Source organism: Malikia spinosa (genome assembly GCF_002980625.1).
Taxonomy (GTDB): Bacteria; Pseudomonadota; Gammaproteobacteria; order Burkholderiales; family Burkholderiaceae_C; genus Malikia; species Malikia spinosa.
Genome location: NZ_PVLR01000036.1, coordinates 67,377 through 83,844, shown reverse-complemented (window position 1 = coordinate 83,844; position 16,468 = coordinate 67,377). Strand labels below are relative to the sequence as shown.

Below are 16,468 nucleotides of genomic sequence, written 5' to 3'. Positions count from 1 at the left end.
ACTTTTTCCGGAATCCGCCATGCCCTCTTTTGATACCGTGCTCGAACCCAACCTGGTCGAAGTCAAGAATGCCGTCGAGCAGACTGCCAAGGAAATCGGCACCCGCTTCGACTTCAAGGGCAGTTCGGCCGCAGTCGAGCTCAAGGACAAGGAAATCACGCTGTTTGGCGACAGCGATTTCCAGATCCAGCAGGTCGATGACATCCTGCGCAACAAGCTGACCAAGCGTCAGGTCGACGTGCGTTTCCTCGACGCCGGCAAGGTCGAGAAGATCGGTGGCGACAAGGTCAAGCAGGTGCTCAAGGTGCGCAACGGCATCGCGGGCGAGGACGCCAAGAAGATCCAGCAGCTGATCAAGGGCAGCAAGCTCAAGGTCCAGGCCGCGATCCAGGAAGAGAAGGTGCGCGTGACCGGTGGCAAGCGCGACGATCTGCAGCAGGCGATGGCGCTGATCCGCAAGGACATGACCGAGCTGCCGCTGTCGTTCGACAACTTCCGCGACTGAGTCGCGGCCGGCGAATGCCGGCTCGGGGGCTGAAGCGGAGCCGCTGCTGCCTGAATCAGGCCAGCGGCAGCTCCAGGCTGGCGCGCAGGCCGCCCAGCACCGAGGCGTCAAGCCTGACCTGGCCCTGGTAGAGCTGTGCGACCTCGCGCACGATCGCCAGCCCCAGCCCGCTGCCGGGCTGGCGCTCGTCGGCGCGGGTGCCGCGCTCGAAGACCCGCTCGCGCTCGGCAGCGCCGAGGCCGGGGCCATCATCCTCGACCGTCACCAGCAGGCGTCGGCCCTCGGCACGGGCTTGCACCGCCACCCGGCCATGGGCCCATTTGCAGGCGTTGTCGAGCAGGTTGCCCAGCATTTCGTGCAGGTCCTGCGACTCGCCGGCAAAGGCCAGCGCATCCGGTTCCAGGTCGCAATCGAAACGCAGTTCGCGGCCGGCGTGGACCTTGCGCATCACGCGCAACAGGCCCTCGAGCACCGGCGCGACCGGGCTGCGCAAGCCGGGCACGCCGCTGCCGCCCATGCGCGCGCGCGCCAGATGCCACTCGACCTGGGCCCGTGCGCTGCGCACCTGTTCGTCGACCAGGGTGGCGAAGGCCTGCAGGTCGCCGCGCGGTTGCTCGGCCGCGTTGGCCAGCACCGCCAGCGGCGTCTTGATCGCGTGCGCCAGGTTGCCCGCAGTCTGGCGTGCGCGCTGCACCACCTGCTCGTTTTGCAGCAGCACGCCATTGAAGTCCTGCACCAGCGGATGAAGCTCGGCCGGAAATTCGCCTTCGAGCCGCTGGGCGTCGCCCGCCCGCACCTGCTGCACCGCGCGCTGCAGCCGGCGCAGCGGCGCCAGGCCCAATGCCAGCTGTGCAACAGCCGCCGCCGCCAGGGCCAGCCCGAGCACGGCCAGGCTGGCCGCCAGCGTGAGGTCGAAGCGCTGCTGCGCGGCTTCGAGTTCACGCAGGTCCTGGGCCACGATCAGCCGCCAGCTGCCCGGCGCCGCAGCGGCGGCAGGCAGCTGGCCCGCCGAGCGCGCGCCAACGGCCGGGCTGGCGACCGGGCTAGGGCCAGGAGTCGGGCCCGCGCTCCAGATCACCTGGCGCTCGAGCACCAGCACCGGCTGGCCGGCCGGCCCGCTCAGGCGGTGCTGGTGCGTCTGGCCGCTGGGCAGGCCGTCACCGGGCAGCCGCAGCAGGCTGTCCCAGAGCGAACGCGAACGCAGCAGGCCCTGTTGACCGGGGGCATCGACCTGCCAGTACAGGCCACCGTAGGGCTGCTGCCAGCGCGGATCGGCCAGGGTCGAACCGAGCGAAGGCTGGCCGGCGGCATCGACCTCGAACGCTGCCGTGAGCTGGTCGAGCTGCAGTTGCAAGTGCGAACGGAACTGGCGCTGCGCCTGGTCGGCAAACAGGCCCGAGAGCGCAAAGCCGGCCACGACCAGCGCCAAAGTCAATCCAGCCAGAGTGCCAAGCAGCAGGCGCCAGCGCAGGCTTTGCGGCAGGCGCCAGCGCAGACCGGACCGGCTCATCGGCCGGCCCCGTCCGGGGCTTGCAAGCGGTAGCCCATGCCGCGCACGGTCTCGATCAGGCCGGCCGGCAGCTTCTTGCGCAGCCGGCCGATGAAGACCTCGATCGTGTTGGAGTCGCGCTCGCAGTCCTGGGCATAGAGATGCTCGGTCAGTTCGGTGCGCGACACCAACTGGCCGGCATGGTGGATCAGATAGGCCAGCAGCTTGAACTCCTGCGCGGTCAGCAGCAGCGGCTGGCCCTGCAGGCTGATACGCGCGCTGCGCGTGTCGAGTTCGAGCGGGCCGCAGCTCAGCAGCGCCGAGGCATGGCCGCCAGCGCGGCGGATCAGGGCGCGCAGGCGCGCGAGCAGTTCCTCCATGTGAAAGGGCTTGCTCAGGTAGTCGTCGGCGCCGGCGTCGATGCCGGCCACCTTCTCGTGCCACTGGTCGCGCGCGGTCAGCACCAGCACCGGGCTGCGCATGCCCTCGCTGCGCCAGCGCCGCAGCACGCTGAGGCCGTCGAGCACCGGCAGGCCGAGGTCGAGCAGGATCGCGTCATAGTCCTGCACCCCGCCCTGGTACCAGGCCTCGCGGCCGTCGCTGGCCAGATCGACCACATAGCCACGATCCTGCAGCGTGCGGGCAATCTGCGCGGCCAGCGCCGCCTCGTCCTCGACCACCAGCACGCGCATCAGCGACCTCCCTTGCGACGCAACAGCTCGGCGCTGCGCGCATCGACCTCGAGCTTGACCAGTCGGCCGGCCGGATCGAGCAGCTTGAGCTCGTAGACCCAGCGCCCGTCCTCGCGTTCGAGCTCGACCGCCAGCACCTGGCCCGGCTGCTCGCGCGCCACCCGCTCGAGCAACTGCGGCAGCGGCAGCACCTCGCCGGCCTGCAGCGCGGCACGGGCGCGCTCGTGGTCACCGCCAAAGCCCAGCGCCATGCTGCAGGCACCGCCAAGCAGCAAGGCACAGGCGGTCAGCCGGGAGCGGGAGAAAAAGGCAGGACGGGGAAAGCAGGTGAACATGGCGGCAGCGGATGGAAAAGAGTCGATCCGTGGATTCTCGATCCAGCCGCCTGAACGCCAGCTGAACCAGCCGGCCCGCGCGGGGCCAGCCGGCGCAGCGAATCAGCGCGGCACCAGGAAGACGGAATCTTCCTTGATGTCGATGCCGGCGTCGTTGAGCGAGCGGATCTGGAACTTGATCGGGTGCGAGCCGCTGGCGGTCGATCCGGGCGGAATCTGCAGACGCAGCACCAGCGAGCGGACCTCGGTCGGCTGCACCACCACCTGGCGCTCGGACGCGATCTCGAGGCCGGGCAGGCCCTGGACCGAGACTTCGAGCGTCTGCACCACCTCGGTCGCGTTCATCGCCTGCAGGCGGAACACGTTCTCGATCCGGCCCTGCTCGACCATGCGCGCGATCGAGCCACGGTCACGGATCACGTCGACCTTGAGCGGCGTGCGCAGGTAGAGGCTGACGGCGACCGCGATGCAGATCGAGATCAGCACGCCGGTGTAGATCAGCACGCGCGGACGCAGGGCACGCTGGACCATCTGCTGGTTCGACCATTTGTTGGCCATGCCGTTCTCGGTCGCGAACCGGATCAGGCCGCGCGGGTAATTCATCTTGTCCATCACGTCGTCGCAGGCATCGACGCAGGCACCGCAGCCGATGCACTCGTACTGCAGACCCTTGCGGATGTCGATGCCGGTCGGACAGACCTGGACGCAGAGCGTGCAGTCGATGCAGGAGCCCAGATTGAGCGCTGCCGGATCGGCCGACTTCTTGCGCGCGCCGCGCGGCTCGCCACGCGCTTCGTCGTAGGTCACGATCATGGTGTCGCGGTCGAACATCGCGCTCTGGAAGCGGGCGTAGGGGCACATGTACTTGCAGACCTGCTCGCGCATCCAGCCGGCATTGCCGTAGGTCGCGAAACCGTAGAACAGGATCCAGAAGGTCTCCCACGGGCCCAGGGTCCAGCTTGCTACCTCGCTGGCCAGCAGCGTGATCGGCGTGAAATAACCGACGAAGGTGAAACCGGTCCAGAGTCCGAACAGGACCCAGATCAGGTGCTTGAGCGCCTTGCGGCCGAACTTGACGCCCGACATCGGACCGTCGTCGAGCCGCATGCGTGCGCTGCGGTCGCCCTCGACCTTCTTCTCGATCCACATGAAGATCTCGGTGTAGACCGTCTGCGGACAGGCGAAGCCGCACCAGAGTCGCCCGGCCACCGCAGTGAAGAGGAACAGCGCCAGCGCCGCGATCACCAGCAGGCCGGTCAGGTAGATGAAGTCCTGCGGATAGAGCACCAGGCCGAACAGATAGAAGCGCCGGGTCTCGAGGTCGAACAGCACCGCCTGGCGGTTGTTCCAGACCAGCCAGGGCAGGCCGTAGAAGACGATCTGCGTGATCCAGACCAGCGCCCAGCGCCAGGTGTTGAACAGGCCCTTGACCGAGCGCGCGTAGATCTTCTTGCTTGACTGATAGAGAGATATCTCGACTTCGTCGGGCGCTTGCTCAGCGCGTGATTTGTCAGGCTTCGTCGTCATAGAAATTCCAATCGAAAAAAGGGGCGGCGCCCTGCACCCGAGCACCCCGCATTGGCACTGCTGGCGCCATGGCGCGGCGCGGCCGGCCCCCGTCAGCAGCCTCGATTATGCGCAGTCAGACTTAAGGTTCAGACCAGCGCCCGGCCGGCCTTCAGCCGCCTTGGCGTGTCATTTCTTCAGCGGGCAGGTGTTGACGCCCAGCACGCGGTACAGGCCGCACCAGCCCACCAGACCGGTCAACAAGGGCAGCAGGCCCAGGTAGCCCCAGGCGCCCACGGTACCGGTCGCCGCCAGGGCGATCAGCAACAGACCCAGGACGATGCGCAGCACCCGATCGATTCCACCGACATTGCTTTTCATGATGATCCTTGTTGGCATGAATACCCTCCTCAGTATACGAGGATTAGCAGACCAGATTACGAACTATCGCCAAGTCGGTCAAGCCTGTCAGAGGGTCCCGGGCTGACGGCCAAGCTGAACGGCGGATGAACGGCAGCTTCAGGCCCGGTACAGGCCTGGCGACGCATCATCCATGCCAACAGATTCTTTCACTCTCAGGGAACCACCAGATGACAACAGCCCACCCGCCAGCCCGGACCCCAGCGCTGCGCGCCGCCCTGCTCAGCCTGCTGCTGGCGAGCGCCGCCTGGCCGGCGCTGGCCGCCGACACCAGTGCCGCCGAACAGCTCGCGCGCTGGAACGCCGCCGCTGGCGCCAGCGGCAATGTCGAACGCGGCAGGATCTTCTTTGCCGGCCAGCATGGCAACGACCTGTCCTGCGCCTCCTGCCACCAGGCGCCGCCGACCCGGGACGGCAAGCATGCCAGCACCGGGCGTCGGATCGCGCCACTGGCACCGGCCTTCAACCCGCAGGCCTTCACCGAGACCGCCAAGGTCGACAAATGGTTCCGGCGCAACTGCAAGGATGTGCTGGCGCGCGAATGCACGCCGGCCGAGAAATCCGACCTGATGGCCTACCTGGTCAGCCTCAAGCCCTGAATCCGCGCCGGAGTACCCCGCCATGAAGCCCGATCCACTGACCACTCTGACCGCCCCCACCTCACGGCCCGGCCTGGCCTCCCGCCTGCTGCCGGCGCTGGCGACCCTGGCCGGCCTATGCCTGCTGATGCCGCCCGCGCTGGCCGACAGCGGCAGCGCGATGCCGCGCCAGATCCTGCCGGCCTACCAGCAGGAATGCGCGGCCTGCCACCTGGCCTACCCGCCCGGCATGCTGCCGGCGCCGTCCTGGAACCGGATCATGGGCGGACTCGAGCGCCATTACGGCACCGATGCCTCGCTCGACGAGGCCAGCGTGCGCCAGATCGGTGCCTGGCTGCAGACCCATGCCGGCAGCTACAAGCGGGTCACCAGCACACCGCCGCCGCAGGACCGCATCACGCGCTCGCCCTGGTTCGAGCGCAAGCACCGCGAGCTCGACCCGACGATCTGGAAGCAGGCGGCAGTCAAGAGCGCGGCCAACTGCATGGCCTGCCACAGCGGCGCCGAAAAGGGCCGCTTCGACGACGACGAACTGCGCTTTCCGGCCGGGCTGGACGCGCGCTATCGGCGTAACTGGGAACAGGACTGAGCGTATTTGAGCCATGGGCTTTTGCAAGGAACCAAGATGAACATCACTGCCCCCACCACGACGGACCGCCCGACAACCGCCAGTCGCGCCACCAAGGCCAACGCCAGCACTGGCGGCCGGCGCGTGACCGACGCCCCGACCCGCGTCTACCACTGGTTGCTGGCGCTGAGCTTCCTGGGCGCCTACCTGACCGGCGACGGCGAGCGCCTGCGCGCCCTGCATGTGACCCTGGGCTACACCATGGCCGGGCTGATTGTGTTCCGGCTGCTGTACGGACTGTTCGGCCCGCGCCAGGTCCGGCTGTCGGTGCTGCGCAACAAGCTGACGCTGGGACTGGCCTGGCTGCGCGGATTGCCGGCCAGCCTGGCCAGGGGTCAGGTCAACTGGCAACCGGGACAGAACCTGCTGATGGCGCTGGCGATCACGTTGCTGCTGCTGTGCGTGCTGCCGCTGACGCTGAGCGGCTATGCCATCTACCATGAGTGGGGCGGCGAGTGGCTGGAGGAACTGCACGAATTCTTCGGCAACGGCTACCTGATGCTGGTGCTGGCCCACCTGGGCCTGCTGTTCGGGATCAGCCTGTGGCGTCGCAAGAACCAGGCCCTGCCAATGCTGACCGGCCGCCTGCCCGGCAAGGGACCGGATCTGGTGCGTCGCAACCAGGGCTGGCTGGCCGTGTTGCTGCTGCTCGCGGTGCTGGGCTACTGGCGCTGGGAATGGCAACAGGCACCCAACGGCCTGCTGTCGACCCAGGCCTTGCAGCAGGTGCTGGCCGGCGACGACGACGATTGAACCGTCCGGGTCTTGAACGGCGCAACGGACCATGGGTTTTATGCACAAGCCAGGCGGAACTGTCACAAACCATGCCAGTCGCGACAAGCCCCTGGCAACGGCATCAATCGACTGGCGGCAATCAGGCAAGCCATTGATTTTCATCAAGATCCATGGATTGCCTGTTTTTTAGGCAAGGCAATGAATGTCTTGATTTACAAGGCCAGCCGCAGTTGCCCACCAGGATCTCAACAAAGTTATCCACAGATTTTCTGGATAAGCCAGAAAAGCCCCGAAAAATCAGGCACTTGGCAGGCTGTGCCCGCCGTCGGCATTAATCGTCGTCGCCGTCCGGGATCACGGCATCGGCCACGGCACCAACCGCCTTGGCCGTGATCGAAACCCCGGTAGCCACTACCGTGACCGCGGCATCCGCGACCGCGACCACCGCACAGCCCTGCAGGCCCAGCAACAGGACGCTCAGCGCCAGGCCCAGCAAGGGGCGGATCAGGAAATTCTGTGGGGCCATGGGAAGAGGCAGTGAAGCGTCGATCGGGAGATAACCTGCGCCAGCGGGCAGGAGCTTGGGCGCGATTCTAGCGACCGTCCGTTCCAGCGCTGACCCGGCCCTGATGCGCGGCCTGACTCGGGCAGCGAGGCGGCGCCTGACATCGGCGTGGGGGCAAAACATGACCGGGCGTGAGCAATGGGCCGGTTTCCAGGACAATCACGCCCCATGACTCTCAAAGCCCCCGAACTGCTGCTGCCCGCTGGCTCGCTCGACAAGATGCGTGCCGCCTACGACTTCGGCGCCGACGCGATCTACGCCGGCCAGCCGCGCTACAGCTTGCGCGCGCGCAACAACGAATTCCGCCTGGAGCAGATCGAGATCGGCATCCGCGAGGCGCATGCGCGCGGCAAGAAGTTCTTCGTCACCAGCAACCTGCTGCCGCACAACGACAAGGTCCGCACCTATATGCGCGACATCGCGCCGGTGATCGCGATGAAGCCCGATGCGCTGATCATGGCCGACCCGGGCCTGATCATGATGATGCGCGAGCAGTACCCCGAGATGGCTATCCACCTGTCGGTGCAGGCCAACACGGTCAACTATGCGGCGGTCAAGTTCTGGCAGAAGATGGGCGTCGCGCGCATCATCCTGAGCCGCGAATTGAGCCTGGACGAGATCGAGAAGATCCGCCAGGAATGCCCGGACATGGAGCTCGAAGTCTTCGTGCACGGCGCGCTGTGCATCGCCTACTCGGGCCGCTGCCTGCTGTCGGGCTACTTCAACCGGCGCGACCCGAACCAGGGCACCTGCACCAATGCCTGCCGCTGGAACTACGCGGCCCAGGAGACCGCGACCGATCCCAACACCGGCGAGGCGATCGCGATCAAGATGGAGCAGGGCTTCAACTTCAACCAGGCGCAGGAGGAAGCCGAGTCCTCGTTCGCGGCCTGCGGCGGCGGCGAGCGCCACCCGAAAGCCGACCAGGTCTACCTGATCGAGGAAGCGGGCCGCCCGGGCCAGCTGATGCCGATCATGGAAGACGAGCACGGCACCTACATCATGAACAGCAAAGACCTGCGCGCGATCGAGCATGTGCAGCGCCTGGCCGAGATCGGCGTCGATTCGCTCAAGATCGAGGGCCGCACCAAGAGCCTGTACTACGTCGCGCGCACGGCGCAGATCTACCGCCAGGCGATCGACGACGCCGTGGCGGGACGCCAGTTCAACCCGCTCTTGATCACCGAGCTAGAAGGCCTGGCGAACCGCGGCTACACCAGCGGCTTCCTGGAGCGCCGCCCGAGCCAGGACTACCAGAACTACGAGACCGGCCATTCGCTGGTCGGCCACAGCCACTATGTCGGCGACGTGCTCAACGCGGCTGACGGCTGGGCCGAGGTGGTGGTCAAGAACAAGTTCTCGGTCGGCGACCAGATCCAGGTCATCCACCCGAGCGGCAACCATGTGATCGAGCTGAAGGAAATGCAGAAGATGGACGGAGAGGCAATCGGCGTCGCGCCGGGCAGCCCGCTGCATGTGCGCATTCCGCTGCCCGAGCAGTACAACGGCGCACTGCTGGCGCGACTGATCCCGGCCGCGGTGGCCTGAGCCGCCATGCAGTTGCCGCGCCGGCGCCGCGCTGACTTCGAGGCCGGCCGCGAGTTCCAGTACCCCGAGCACCTGCGCGAGCAGGCAGCCGGCGCGCCAGCCGCGCCCGGGGTCTACACCTTCCACGGCCAGCCTGGCGACCTGCCGCTCTACATCGGCAAGAGCGTGAACCTGCGCGCGCGGCTGCTGTCGCACCTGCGCAACCCCGACGAGGACCGCATGCTGCGCCAGACCCGTGCGATCAGCTTCGAGCGCACCGCGGGCGAGATCGGCGCGCTGCTGCTCGAAGCCCAGCAGATCAAGCAGCAACAGCCGCTGTTCAACCAGAAGCTGCGCCGCAACAAGCAGCTCTGCGCACTCAGGCTGGCGTCAGATGGCCGGCCCGAGGTGGTCCATTCGAAGGACATCGACTTCGCGCTCACGCCCGAGCTGTTCGGTCTCTATGCAAGCCGGCATGCGGCGCTCGAAGGCCTGCGCGCGCTGGCCGACGAGCACCGGCTCTGCTATGCCGTACTGGGCCTGGAAAAGCCCGCTGGCGGGCGCGGCTGCTTTCGCTCCATGCTCAAGCAATGCGCCGGCGTCTGCTGCGGCCGCGAAAGCGAAGCCGAGCACCGCGCACGGCTGCTGAGCGCGCTGGACGGACTGCGCATCGCCTGCTGGCCTTATTCCGGTGCGATCGGACTGGTCGAGCGCTGGCCGGCCGACCCGACCATGACCGTTGCGGGCGAAGCAGGACTCAAGCCTGAAACCGCGGGCCCGGCAGATGCCATGCTGCAGATCCATGTCGTGCGCAACTGGTGCTACCTGGGCAGCGTCAGCCAGCTCGAACAGGCCAGAGCACTGGCTCAGGTCGCGGCAGGCTTCGATGCCGACGGCTACAAGGTGCTGTGCCGTCCGCTGCTGACCGGGCAGGCCGAGATCCTGCCACTGCAAGCCTGACCAGCCGGCAATCCGGACCCGCCCGGCAAACGACAGCGCTACCATAGAACAGATGGCGACAACCGATCAAGACCTCTCTCCGCTGGCGCCGTTTCGCCAACCCATATTCCGCATGCTCTGGTCCACCTGGCTGGTCGCCAACCTCTGCATGTGGATGAACGATGTCGCCGCGGCCTGGATGATGACCTCGCTGACCCAGACGCCGATCTGGGTCGCGCTGGTGCAGACCGCCGCCACGCTGCCGGTGTTCCTGCTCGGCCTGCCCAGCGGCGCGCTGGCCGATAGCCTCGACCGCAAGAAATACTTCCTGACGACCCAGCTCTGGATCGCCGCCGTCGCCACGCTGCTGAGCGCGGTCGTCTTCTTCGGCGCCATGACGCCGCCGCTGCTGCTGGCGCTGGTGTTCGCCAACGGCATCGGGCTGGCGATGCGCTGGCCGGTATTCGCCGCCATCGTGCCCGAGCTGGTGCCGCGGCCGCAGCTGCCAGCGGCGCTGGCGCTCAACGGGGTGTCGATGAATGCCTCGCGCATCATGGGGCCGCTGATGGCCGGCGCCATCATCGCTGCCGCCGGCAGCGCCTGGGTATTCGCGCTCAACGCGCTGCTGTCGCTGCTGGCGGCGGTCGTGATCAGCCGCTGGAAGCGCGAACACAAGCCGCATCCGCTCGGGCGCGAGCGCCTGGGCACCGCGATGCGGGTCGGGCTGCAGTACATCGCCCAGTCGCGCCAGCTCAAGGGCGTGCTGCTGCGGATCTGGATCTTCTTCTTCCACTCGACCGGCCTGATGGCGCTGCTGCCGCTGGTGGCGCATGGCATGCAAGGCGGCGATGCCGCGACCTTCACGCTGCTGCTGGCTTCGATGGGCGCCGGCGCCATCGGCTCGACCGCCTTGCTGCCGCGACTGCGGCGACGCTATGCGCGCGACGCGCTGGTGCTGCGCGGCGCCTGGCTGCAGGCCGGCACGATGGCCGTGATGGCCTGGACCGACCAGCTCTGGATCGCGGTGCCGGCCATGCTGCTGGGCGGAGCGGCCTGGATCACCACCGCCAACAGCCTGAGCGTGTCGATCCAGCTCGGACTGCCGGACTGGGTGCGCGCGCGCGGCATGTCGATGTACCAGATGGCCATCATGGGTGCCAGCGCCAGCGGTGCTGCGCTCTGGGGCCAGATCGCGACCTGGACCAATGTGCCGACCAGCCTGGTCATCGCCGCCGGCACCGGCGCGCTGACGATGTGGCTGACCAACCGCCTGTTGCCCGACAGCGGCCAGGCGGCCGACCTGACACCGCAGCGCATCTTCCAGGCGCCGCAGCATCCGGGACCGGCGAGCGCGGGCCGGGTCAGCGTGATGATCGAGTACCGGATCGACCCGGCCCGGGCAACTGAATTCCGCGCCCTGATGTTCAGCGAGAGCCGTCCGAGCCGGCTGCGCCAGGGCGCGCTGTCCTGGGAGCTGCTGCACGACCTCGAGGACCCGGGCCGCTTCCTGGAGCTGGTCACCGACGAATCCTGGACCGACCATCTGCGCCGCTTCGAGCGCGTCACCGCCGCCGACGCCGAACTGCACGCGCGCAAGCTGGCCTTCCAGCTCGGGCCCGAACCGCCGCGCGTCACGCGCTGCCTGATGGAGAGCACCGTCAAATGAAGATCGCCATCATGGGCGCCGGCGCCGTGGGCAGCTATTACGGCGGCCTGCTGGCGCGCGCCGGTCATGCCGTCACGCTGATCGGACGCGCCAGCCATGTCGCCGCCGTCTTGCGCGACGGCCTGCGCCTGCAGACACTGGCCTTCGATGAATGGGTGCCGATGCGCGCCAGCGTCGATCCCGCCGCAGTGGCTGATGCCGACTGGGTGCTGTGCTGCGTCAAGTCCAACGACACCGAGGCGGCGGCTGCCGCCATCTCGCCTTATCTGCGCGACCAAGCCCTGGTGCTGAGCCTGCAGAACGGCCTGGAGAATGCCGAACGGCTGCAGGCCCTGCTGCCGCGCCATCGGGTGCAGCCGGTGCTGGTCTATGCCGCGGTCGAGCTGGCCGGCCCCGGCCATCTGCGCCACCACGGCCGGGGCGAGCTCGTGATCGGCGCCGGGCCGGACAGCGAGGCTATCGCGACGAGCTTTGCCGACGCTGGCGTGCCGGTGCAGGTACTGGCCGATCTGCGCGCGGCGCAATGGTCCAAGCTGGTCGTCAACTGCGCCTACAACGCGCTGTCGGCGATCTCGCGCCTGCCCTACGGCCGCATGATCCAGGGACCGGGCATCGAGGCCACGATGCGCGAGGCGGTGGCCGAATGCCTGGCGGTCGCGCACGCCGAAGGCATCCCTCTGCCCGCCGACCTCTGGCCGCAGGTGCGCGCGCTGGCCGACGCGATGCCGACCCAGCAGTCATCGACCGCGCAGGACCTCGCGCGCGGGCGGCGCAGCGAGATCGACCAGCTCAACGGCTATGTGGTGCGCCGTGGCGCGGCGCTTGGGGTGCCGACGCCGGTCAATCGCGCGCTGCACGGCTTGGTCAAACTGCTCGAAGCCCCGCCCGGCGGCGACCCGGCCGACCACCGAGCCGACTGAGCCTTGTGAGGCCGCCCAGGCGGCTCAGGACTCAAGCCCGCCGAGCTGGCCCAATGCCGCCTCGAAATCGAAGCCCCGCACCGCCTGCATCAAGGGCGCGTAACGTGGCCCCAGCGCCTGCTGCAACAAGGCGGCATGCTGTTCGCACAGCGGGATCGAGCCCGCATCGTCCTCGCGCAGCAGCTGGGCAAGCCGGCCGTGCAGTTGCTGCCATTGCATCCGATCGACTGCAGCAGTCGCCACAGCCAGGCTATCAGCCGGTTCATCCGTCGAGCCGTCAACGGCTTGATCGCACGCCGGCTCGGCCCAGGCCGGATCAGCGGGCGGCGGCGCCGCAGCGCAGCCCGCTGCTGCCAGCGGACATCCGGCCGGATCGGCCAGCCCGAGCGGCAGGCTGAACCAGAAGCGGCTGCCCTGCCCCTTCTGGCTCTCGACGCCGATCTTCCCCCCCATCAGCTCGACCAGTTTGCGCGCGATCGCCAGCCCCAGGCCGGTACCGCCGTAACGGCGCGTCAGGCCGTCGTCGACCTGCTGGAAGCTGTCGAACAGATGGCACTGATCGGCGGCGTCGAGCCCGATGCCGGTGTCGCTGACCTCGAAGCGCAGCCAGGTGCTCGCTGCATCCTGCCCCCCCTGCGCCGGACGGGCATCGCGCAGGACCGCCAATTTGACTCCGCCGGTGTCGGTGAACTTGACCGCGTTGTCTGCCAGCTTGTGCAGGACCTGGCCGATCTGGACCGGGTCGCCTGAGAGCCGATGCGGCACATCGGGCGCCACCTCGATGGTCAGCTCGAGGCCCTTGGCGACGACGCGCTCGCGCAGGCGGGCCGCGATGGTCTCGAGCACGCCGTCGAGCTCGAAGTCCTGCTGCGCGGTATGCAGGGCGCCGCTGTCGACCCGGGTGTAGTTCAGGATGTCCTCGATCAGCGACTGCAGCTGCCGGCTGGCCAGCTGCAGCGCCTTGAGCTGCTCCTGCTGCTGCTGCCCCAGGCAGCCCTGCAGCAGCAGATAGCTCAAGCCCATGATGGCGTTCATCGGCGTGCGCAGCTCGTGGCTGATGTTCGACAGGAAGGCGCTCTTGGCCTGGTTGGCGGCCTCGGCGGCGAGCTTGGCGGCTTCGAGCTCGCGCGTGCGCTGTCCGACCAGCTCCTCGAGGTGATCCCGGTAACGTGCCAGGTCCTTGGCAATCGCGTTGATGCGCGTGACATCGCGCGCCGCGGCAAAGACGCCGCAGATCCGGTTCAGCTCGTCACGGTAGACGCTGGCGTTGTAGAGCACCTCGGTTTCCCGGCCCTCCACATGACGCAGCACCAGCGGATAGTCGCTGACCTGCCCCTGCTCAAAGGCCTGTTCGTAGCCACTGCGCGCCTTGTCGGGATCGGTGAAGTAGTCCGAGAAATCGCTGCCGATCAGTGCCGCGCGGCCCAGGCCGGTAGCGGTCTCGGTGGCCCGGTTGACGTCGGTGATCTTGCCCTGCGGGCTGATCGTGACCAGCGGGTCCAGGCTGGCCTCGAGCAAGCTGCGGGCGTAGTTAGACGCGGCGCGCAGCGCCTCTTCGGCCTGGCGGCTCTCGGTGATGTCGCGCGCCACCGCATAGAACAGGTTCTCCTGCGAGCTGAAGACCGAGTTCCAGGACAGCCAGCGTACGCTACCGTCCTGGCACAGATAGCGGTTGACAAAACCTTCCGCGCTCGTGCAGCCCTCATGCACCGCCCGGGCGGCCTGCTGCGAGGCCAGCCGGTCATCCGGGTGGATCAGCTCGAGATAGGAGCGGCCGACGAAATCGGCCGCTTCGTAGCCCAGCATCCGCTTGACGGCGGGGTTGGCGAGCTTGACGATGCCGTCGGCCCCCACGATCACCATCAGGACCGTGGCGGAATTGAAGAAGCGGAAATAGCGCTCGCGCTCGGACTCGACCATTTTCGTGGCCTGGGCGGCCTGCCGCAGCCGCTCATCGATCTCGCGCTGAGCGGCGGCGGCACGGGCCGCGTTGAGCTCGATCCGGGCCTGTCGCTGCTCGGTGATGTCCTCGAACAGCGAATAGACCCCGAGCAGACCGCCGCCCTGGCCGTCGCGGATCGGGACCGCCTGCATCCGGAGCCAGCACAGGCGGTCCTGCTGCCGGTCGCGCAGGCCCATGACGGCATGCTGGACGGTCTGGCCGGTCGCGAGCGCGAGCCGGGCCGGATACTCGGCGGGCAGGAAGGGGGATCCGTCCTCATGCACGACCTCCCAGCGCGAGTCGGCAGCCAGCCAGCCACGCAAGGGCTGGACGCCCAGCCCCAGGATGGTTTCGGCCGCCGGATTGGTGGCCATGACCTCGCCAGCCGGATTCAGGATCACGATGCCAATCGGCAGCGAAGCAAACAGCAGATTGCCATCGGGCTGCTCAAGCTGGCACGCCGCCACTATCGGGTCTGGCATGAGTTTTCTCCCTGTCCCTGTTCTGTTCCCATTTGGTGCATCTTGACGATTTATTCATGTTTTGAGAAGTCGTCCGGATCGAGCCGGCTGTAGCGGCCGCGCGACAATGCCGCTGTGAGCTCCACCGCCCTGCCCCGCCGCATCGCCCACCTCGACATGGACGCCTTTTTCGCGTCGGTCGAGCTGCTGCGCTATCCGCAGCTCAAGGGCCTGCCGCTGGTGATAGGCGGCGGACGCCGGCGCGAGGACGATGCGCTGCTGGCCACGCATGCCGGCCTGCCGCTGGCCGAGATCCCGCTGGCCGACTTCCCGCGCTTGCGCGACTATGCCGGGCGCGGCGTCATCACGACGGCGACCTATGCCGCGCGCCAGTTCGGCATCGGCTCGGCGATGGGACTGATGAAGGCTGCCAAGCTCTGTCCCGACGCCATCCTGCTGCCGGTCGACTTCGACGAGATCCGGCGCTGCTCGCGCGCCTTCAAGGCCGTGATCCGCGAGATCGCGCCGCTGATGGAGGATCGCGGCATCGACGAGGTGACTACATCGACTTCACCGCGGTGCCGGGCGGCCAGCGCGAAGGCGGACGGGTGCTGGCGCGGCTGATCCAGCGCGGCATCCTCGACGCCACCGGGCTGAGCTGCTCGATCGGCGTCGCGCCCAACAAGCTGCTGGCCAAGATGGCCAGCGAGTTCCAGAAACCGGGCGGGATCTCGATCATCCACGAGTCCGACCTGCAGCGCCTGATCTGGCCGCTGCCTTGCCGCAAGATCAACGGCATCGGCCCGAAGACCGACGAGAAGCTGCAGGCGCTGGGCATCCACACCATCGGCGAGCTGGCCGCCCAACCCTGCCAGGCCCTGATCGAGCGCTTTGGCCCCAGCCATGGTGCCTGGTTGCACGAGGCCGCCTGGGGCCGCGACGACAGTCCGGTCGTCACGCACAGCGAGCCCGTCAGCATGAGCCGCGAGACCACCTTCGAGCGCGACCTGCATGCCGTGCACGACAAGGCCGAGCTCGGCGCCATCCTGACCCGCCTGTGCCAGCAGGTCGCGGCCGACCTGAGCGCCAAGGGCTATGTCGGGCGCACGATCGGCATCAAGCTGCGCTACGACGATTTCCAGTCAGTCACGCGCGAGCTGACCGTCGAGCAGTACAGCGCCGACGCACGCGAGATCCGCCGCCTCGCGGGCCGATGCCTCAAGCGGGTCGACCTGACGCGCCGGCTGCGCCTGCTCGGGGTCAGGGTCGGGCACCTGGCGCGAGCTGACGAACTGGCGAGTGCGGGAGCAGTGGGACAAGCGGGACCAGCCGGAGAGCCCAAAGCAGGCGACAGCTTGTCTCTGTTCTAGCAGCTTGGCTGGCGATCAGGAGAACCCGAACTGCTTTGATTTTCAAGGGTTTGCACCCAGACAGCGGGTACAATATTTGCTTTTTTGGAAGGTTTGCAGCAGGACAAACGCTTCTTCCGATCAGCGATCAGGATCAACCCTCTGCCTGGTTGCCGCGACCGTTGATCTT

Annotated in this window: 15 protein-coding genes and 1 pseudogene; 9 read left to right on the top strand and 7 right to left on the bottom strand. The window is 67.7% G+C overall.

Annotation, left to right across the window (positions count from 1 at the left end):
* Positions 1-19: 19 nt before the first annotated feature.
* Positions 20-505: a YajQ family cyclic di-GMP-binding protein gene (locus tag C6P61_RS12470; protein WP_105730253.1), complete on the top strand. Its 486-nt coding sequence runs from the start codon at positions 20-22 to the stop codon at positions 503-505.
* A 55-nt stretch (positions 506-560) separates the two neighbouring features.
* On the opposite strand, the gene C6P61_RS12465 is transcribed toward C6P61_RS12470, so the two are convergent.
* The 5 genes from C6P61_RS12465 to C6P61_RS12445 all read right to left on the bottom strand — a co-directional run bounded on the left by C6P61_RS12465 (position 561) and on the right by C6P61_RS12445 (position 4,908).
* Positions 561-2,015, bottom strand: a complete 1,455-nt coding sequence (locus C6P61_RS12465) for an ATP-binding protein (protein ID WP_105730252.1) — start codon at positions 2,013-2,015, stop codon at positions 561-563.
* A complete protein-coding gene (locus C6P61_RS12460) occupies positions 2,012-2,686 on the bottom strand; it encodes a response regulator transcription factor (protein ID WP_105730251.1) in 675 nt (224 codons plus the stop codon). Before C6P61_RS12460 ends, C6P61_RS12465 begins: the two co-directional genes overlap by 4 nt.
* Complete coding sequence (locus tag C6P61_RS12455) at positions 2,686-3,021, bottom strand: PepSY domain-containing protein (RefSeq protein WP_105730250.1); 336 nt, start codon at positions 3,019-3,021, stop codon at positions 2,686-2,688. Before C6P61_RS12455 ends, C6P61_RS12460 begins: the two co-directional genes overlap by 1 nt.
* 102 nt (positions 3,022-3,123) lie before the next feature.
* The gene (gene ccoG, locus C6P61_RS12450) at positions 3,124-4,548 is read right to left on the bottom strand and encodes a cytochrome c oxidase accessory protein CcoG (RefSeq protein ID WP_105730249.1); all 1,425 of its coding nucleotides are present in this window, start codon (positions 4,546-4,548) and stop codon (positions 3,124-3,126) included.
* Between the two features lie 168 nt (positions 4,549-4,716).
* The gene (locus C6P61_RS12445) at positions 4,717-4,908 is read right to left on the bottom strand and encodes a YgaP family membrane protein (RefSeq protein WP_105730248.1); all 192 of its coding nucleotides are present in this window, start codon (positions 4,906-4,908) and stop codon (positions 4,717-4,719) included.
* Between the two features lie 209 nt (positions 4,909-5,117).
* Here C6P61_RS12445 and C6P61_RS12440 point away from each other — a divergent pair, with 209 nt between their 5' ends.
* From C6P61_RS12440 to C6P61_RS12430, 3 genes are read left to right on the top strand one after another with little or no spacing between them, the layout of a single operon-like run.
* A complete protein-coding gene (locus C6P61_RS12440; protein WP_105730247.1) occupies positions 5,118-5,546 on the top strand; it encodes a DUF1924 domain-containing protein in 429 nt (142 codons plus the stop codon).
* A 22-nt stretch (positions 5,547-5,568) separates the two neighbouring features.
* A complete protein-coding gene (locus tag C6P61_RS12435) occupies positions 5,569-6,135 on the top strand; it encodes a diheme cytochrome c (protein WP_105730246.1) in 567 nt (188 codons plus the stop codon).
* 36 nt (positions 6,136-6,171) lie between these two features.
* Positions 6,172-6,927, top strand: a complete 756-nt coding sequence (locus C6P61_RS12430) for a cytochrome b/b6 domain-containing protein (RefSeq protein WP_105730245.1) — start codon at positions 6,172-6,174, stop codon at positions 6,925-6,927.
* A 313-nt stretch (positions 6,928-7,240) separates the two neighbouring features.
* Here C6P61_RS12430 and C6P61_RS12425 read toward each other — a convergent pair whose 3' ends face one another.
* Positions 7,241-7,435: an NF038104 family lipoprotein gene (locus C6P61_RS12425; RefSeq protein ID WP_105730244.1), complete on the bottom strand. Its 195-nt coding sequence runs from the start codon at positions 7,433-7,435 to the stop codon at positions 7,241-7,243.
* A 207-nt stretch (positions 7,436-7,642) separates the two neighbouring features.
* On the opposite strand from C6P61_RS12425, the gene trhP reads away from it, so the two are divergent.
* The 4 genes from trhP to C6P61_RS12405 are packed head-to-tail and all read left to right on the top strand — an operon-like array spanning position 7,643 to position 12,526.
* A complete protein-coding gene (gene trhP / locus C6P61_RS12420; protein ID WP_105730243.1) occupies positions 7,643-9,022 on the top strand; it encodes a prephenate-dependent tRNA uridine(34) hydroxylase TrhP in 1,380 nt (459 codons plus the stop codon).
* A gap of 6 nt (positions 9,023-9,028) precedes the next feature.
* Positions 9,029-9,961, top strand: a complete 933-nt coding sequence (locus C6P61_RS12415; RefSeq protein WP_105730242.1) for an endonuclease — start codon at positions 9,029-9,031, stop codon at positions 9,959-9,961.
* 52 nt (positions 9,962-10,013) lie between these two features.
* Entirely contained in the window at positions 10,014-11,606 is a 1,593-nt protein-coding gene (locus tag C6P61_RS12410; protein WP_105730241.1) for an MFS transporter, read from the top strand.
* Positions 11,603-12,526 (top strand): ketopantoate reductase family protein, encoded by a 924-nt coding sequence (locus C6P61_RS12405; RefSeq protein WP_105730240.1) that lies wholly within the window; start codon positions 11,603-11,605, stop codon positions 12,524-12,526. Before C6P61_RS12410 ends, C6P61_RS12405 begins: the two co-directional genes overlap by 4 nt.
* A 24-nt stretch (positions 12,527-12,550) precedes the next feature.
* Here C6P61_RS12405 and C6P61_RS12400 read toward each other — a convergent pair whose 3' ends face one another.
* Positions 12,551-14,950: a PAS domain S-box protein gene (locus tag C6P61_RS12400; RefSeq protein ID WP_105730239.1), complete on the bottom strand. Its 2,400-nt coding sequence runs from the start codon at positions 14,948-14,950 to the stop codon at positions 12,551-12,553.
* Positions 14,951-15,106: 156 nt separating this feature from the next.
* Between C6P61_RS12400 and C6P61_RS12395 the strand changes: the two are divergent.
* Positions 15,107-16,299: pseudogene (locus C6P61_RS12395) on the top strand (Y-family DNA polymerase).
* Positions 16,300-16,468 lie beyond the last annotated feature (169 nt).

Bases quoted from the DNA above. Each gene is read 5' to 3' on its own strand.
- C6P61_RS12410 (WP_105730241.1), top strand. From the start codon at position 10,014: ATGGCGACAACCGATCAAGACCTCTCTCCGCTGGCGCCGTTTCGCCAA.
- C6P61_RS12470 (WP_105730253.1), top strand. From the start codon at position 20: ATGCCCTCTTTTGATACCGTGCTCGAACCCAACCTGGTCGAAGTCAAG.
- ccoG (WP_105730249.1), bottom strand. From the start codon at position 4,548: ATGACGACGAAGCCTGACAAATCACGCGCTGAGCAAGCGCCCGACGAA.
- C6P61_RS12465 (WP_105730252.1), bottom strand. From the start codon at position 2,015: ATGAGCCGGTCCGGTCTGCGCTGGCGCCTGCCGCAAAGCCTGCGCTGG.
- trhP (WP_105730243.1), top strand. From the start codon at position 7,643: ATGACTCTCAAAGCCCCCGAACTGCTGCTGCCCGCTGGCTCGCTCGAC.
- C6P61_RS12435 (WP_105730246.1), top strand. From the start codon at position 5,569: ATGAAGCCCGATCCACTGACCACTCTGACCGCCCCCACCTCACGGCCC.
- C6P61_RS12445 (WP_105730248.1), bottom strand. From the start codon at position 4,908: ATGAAAAGCAATGTCGGTGGAATCGATCGGGTGCTGCGCATCGTCCTG.
- C6P61_RS12405 (WP_105730240.1), top strand. From the start codon at position 11,603: ATGAAGATCGCCATCATGGGCGCCGGCGCCGTGGGCAGCTATTACGGC.
- C6P61_RS12415 (WP_105730242.1), top strand. From the start codon at position 9,029: ATGCAGTTGCCGCGCCGGCGCCGCGCTGACTTCGAGGCCGGCCGCGAG.
- C6P61_RS12425 (WP_105730244.1), bottom strand. From the start codon at position 7,435: ATGGCCCCACAGAATTTCCTGATCCGCCCCTTGCTGGGCCTGGCGCTG.
- C6P61_RS12440 (WP_105730247.1), top strand. From the start codon at position 5,118: ATGACAACAGCCCACCCGCCAGCCCGGACCCCAGCGCTGCGCGCCGCC.
- C6P61_RS12455 (WP_105730250.1), bottom strand. From the start codon at position 3,021: ATGTTCACCTGCTTTCCCCGTCCTGCCTTTTTCTCCCGCTCCCGGCTG.
- C6P61_RS12400 (WP_105730239.1), bottom strand. From the start codon at position 14,950: ATGCCAGACCCGATAGTGGCGGCGTGCCAGCTTGAGCAGCCCGATGGC.
- C6P61_RS12430 (WP_105730245.1), top strand. From the start codon at position 6,172: ATGAACATCACTGCCCCCACCACGACGGACCGCCCGACAACCGCCAGT.
- C6P61_RS12460 (WP_105730251.1), bottom strand. From the start codon at position 2,686: ATGCGCGTGCTGGTGGTCGAGGACGAGGCGGCGCTGGCCGCGCAGATT.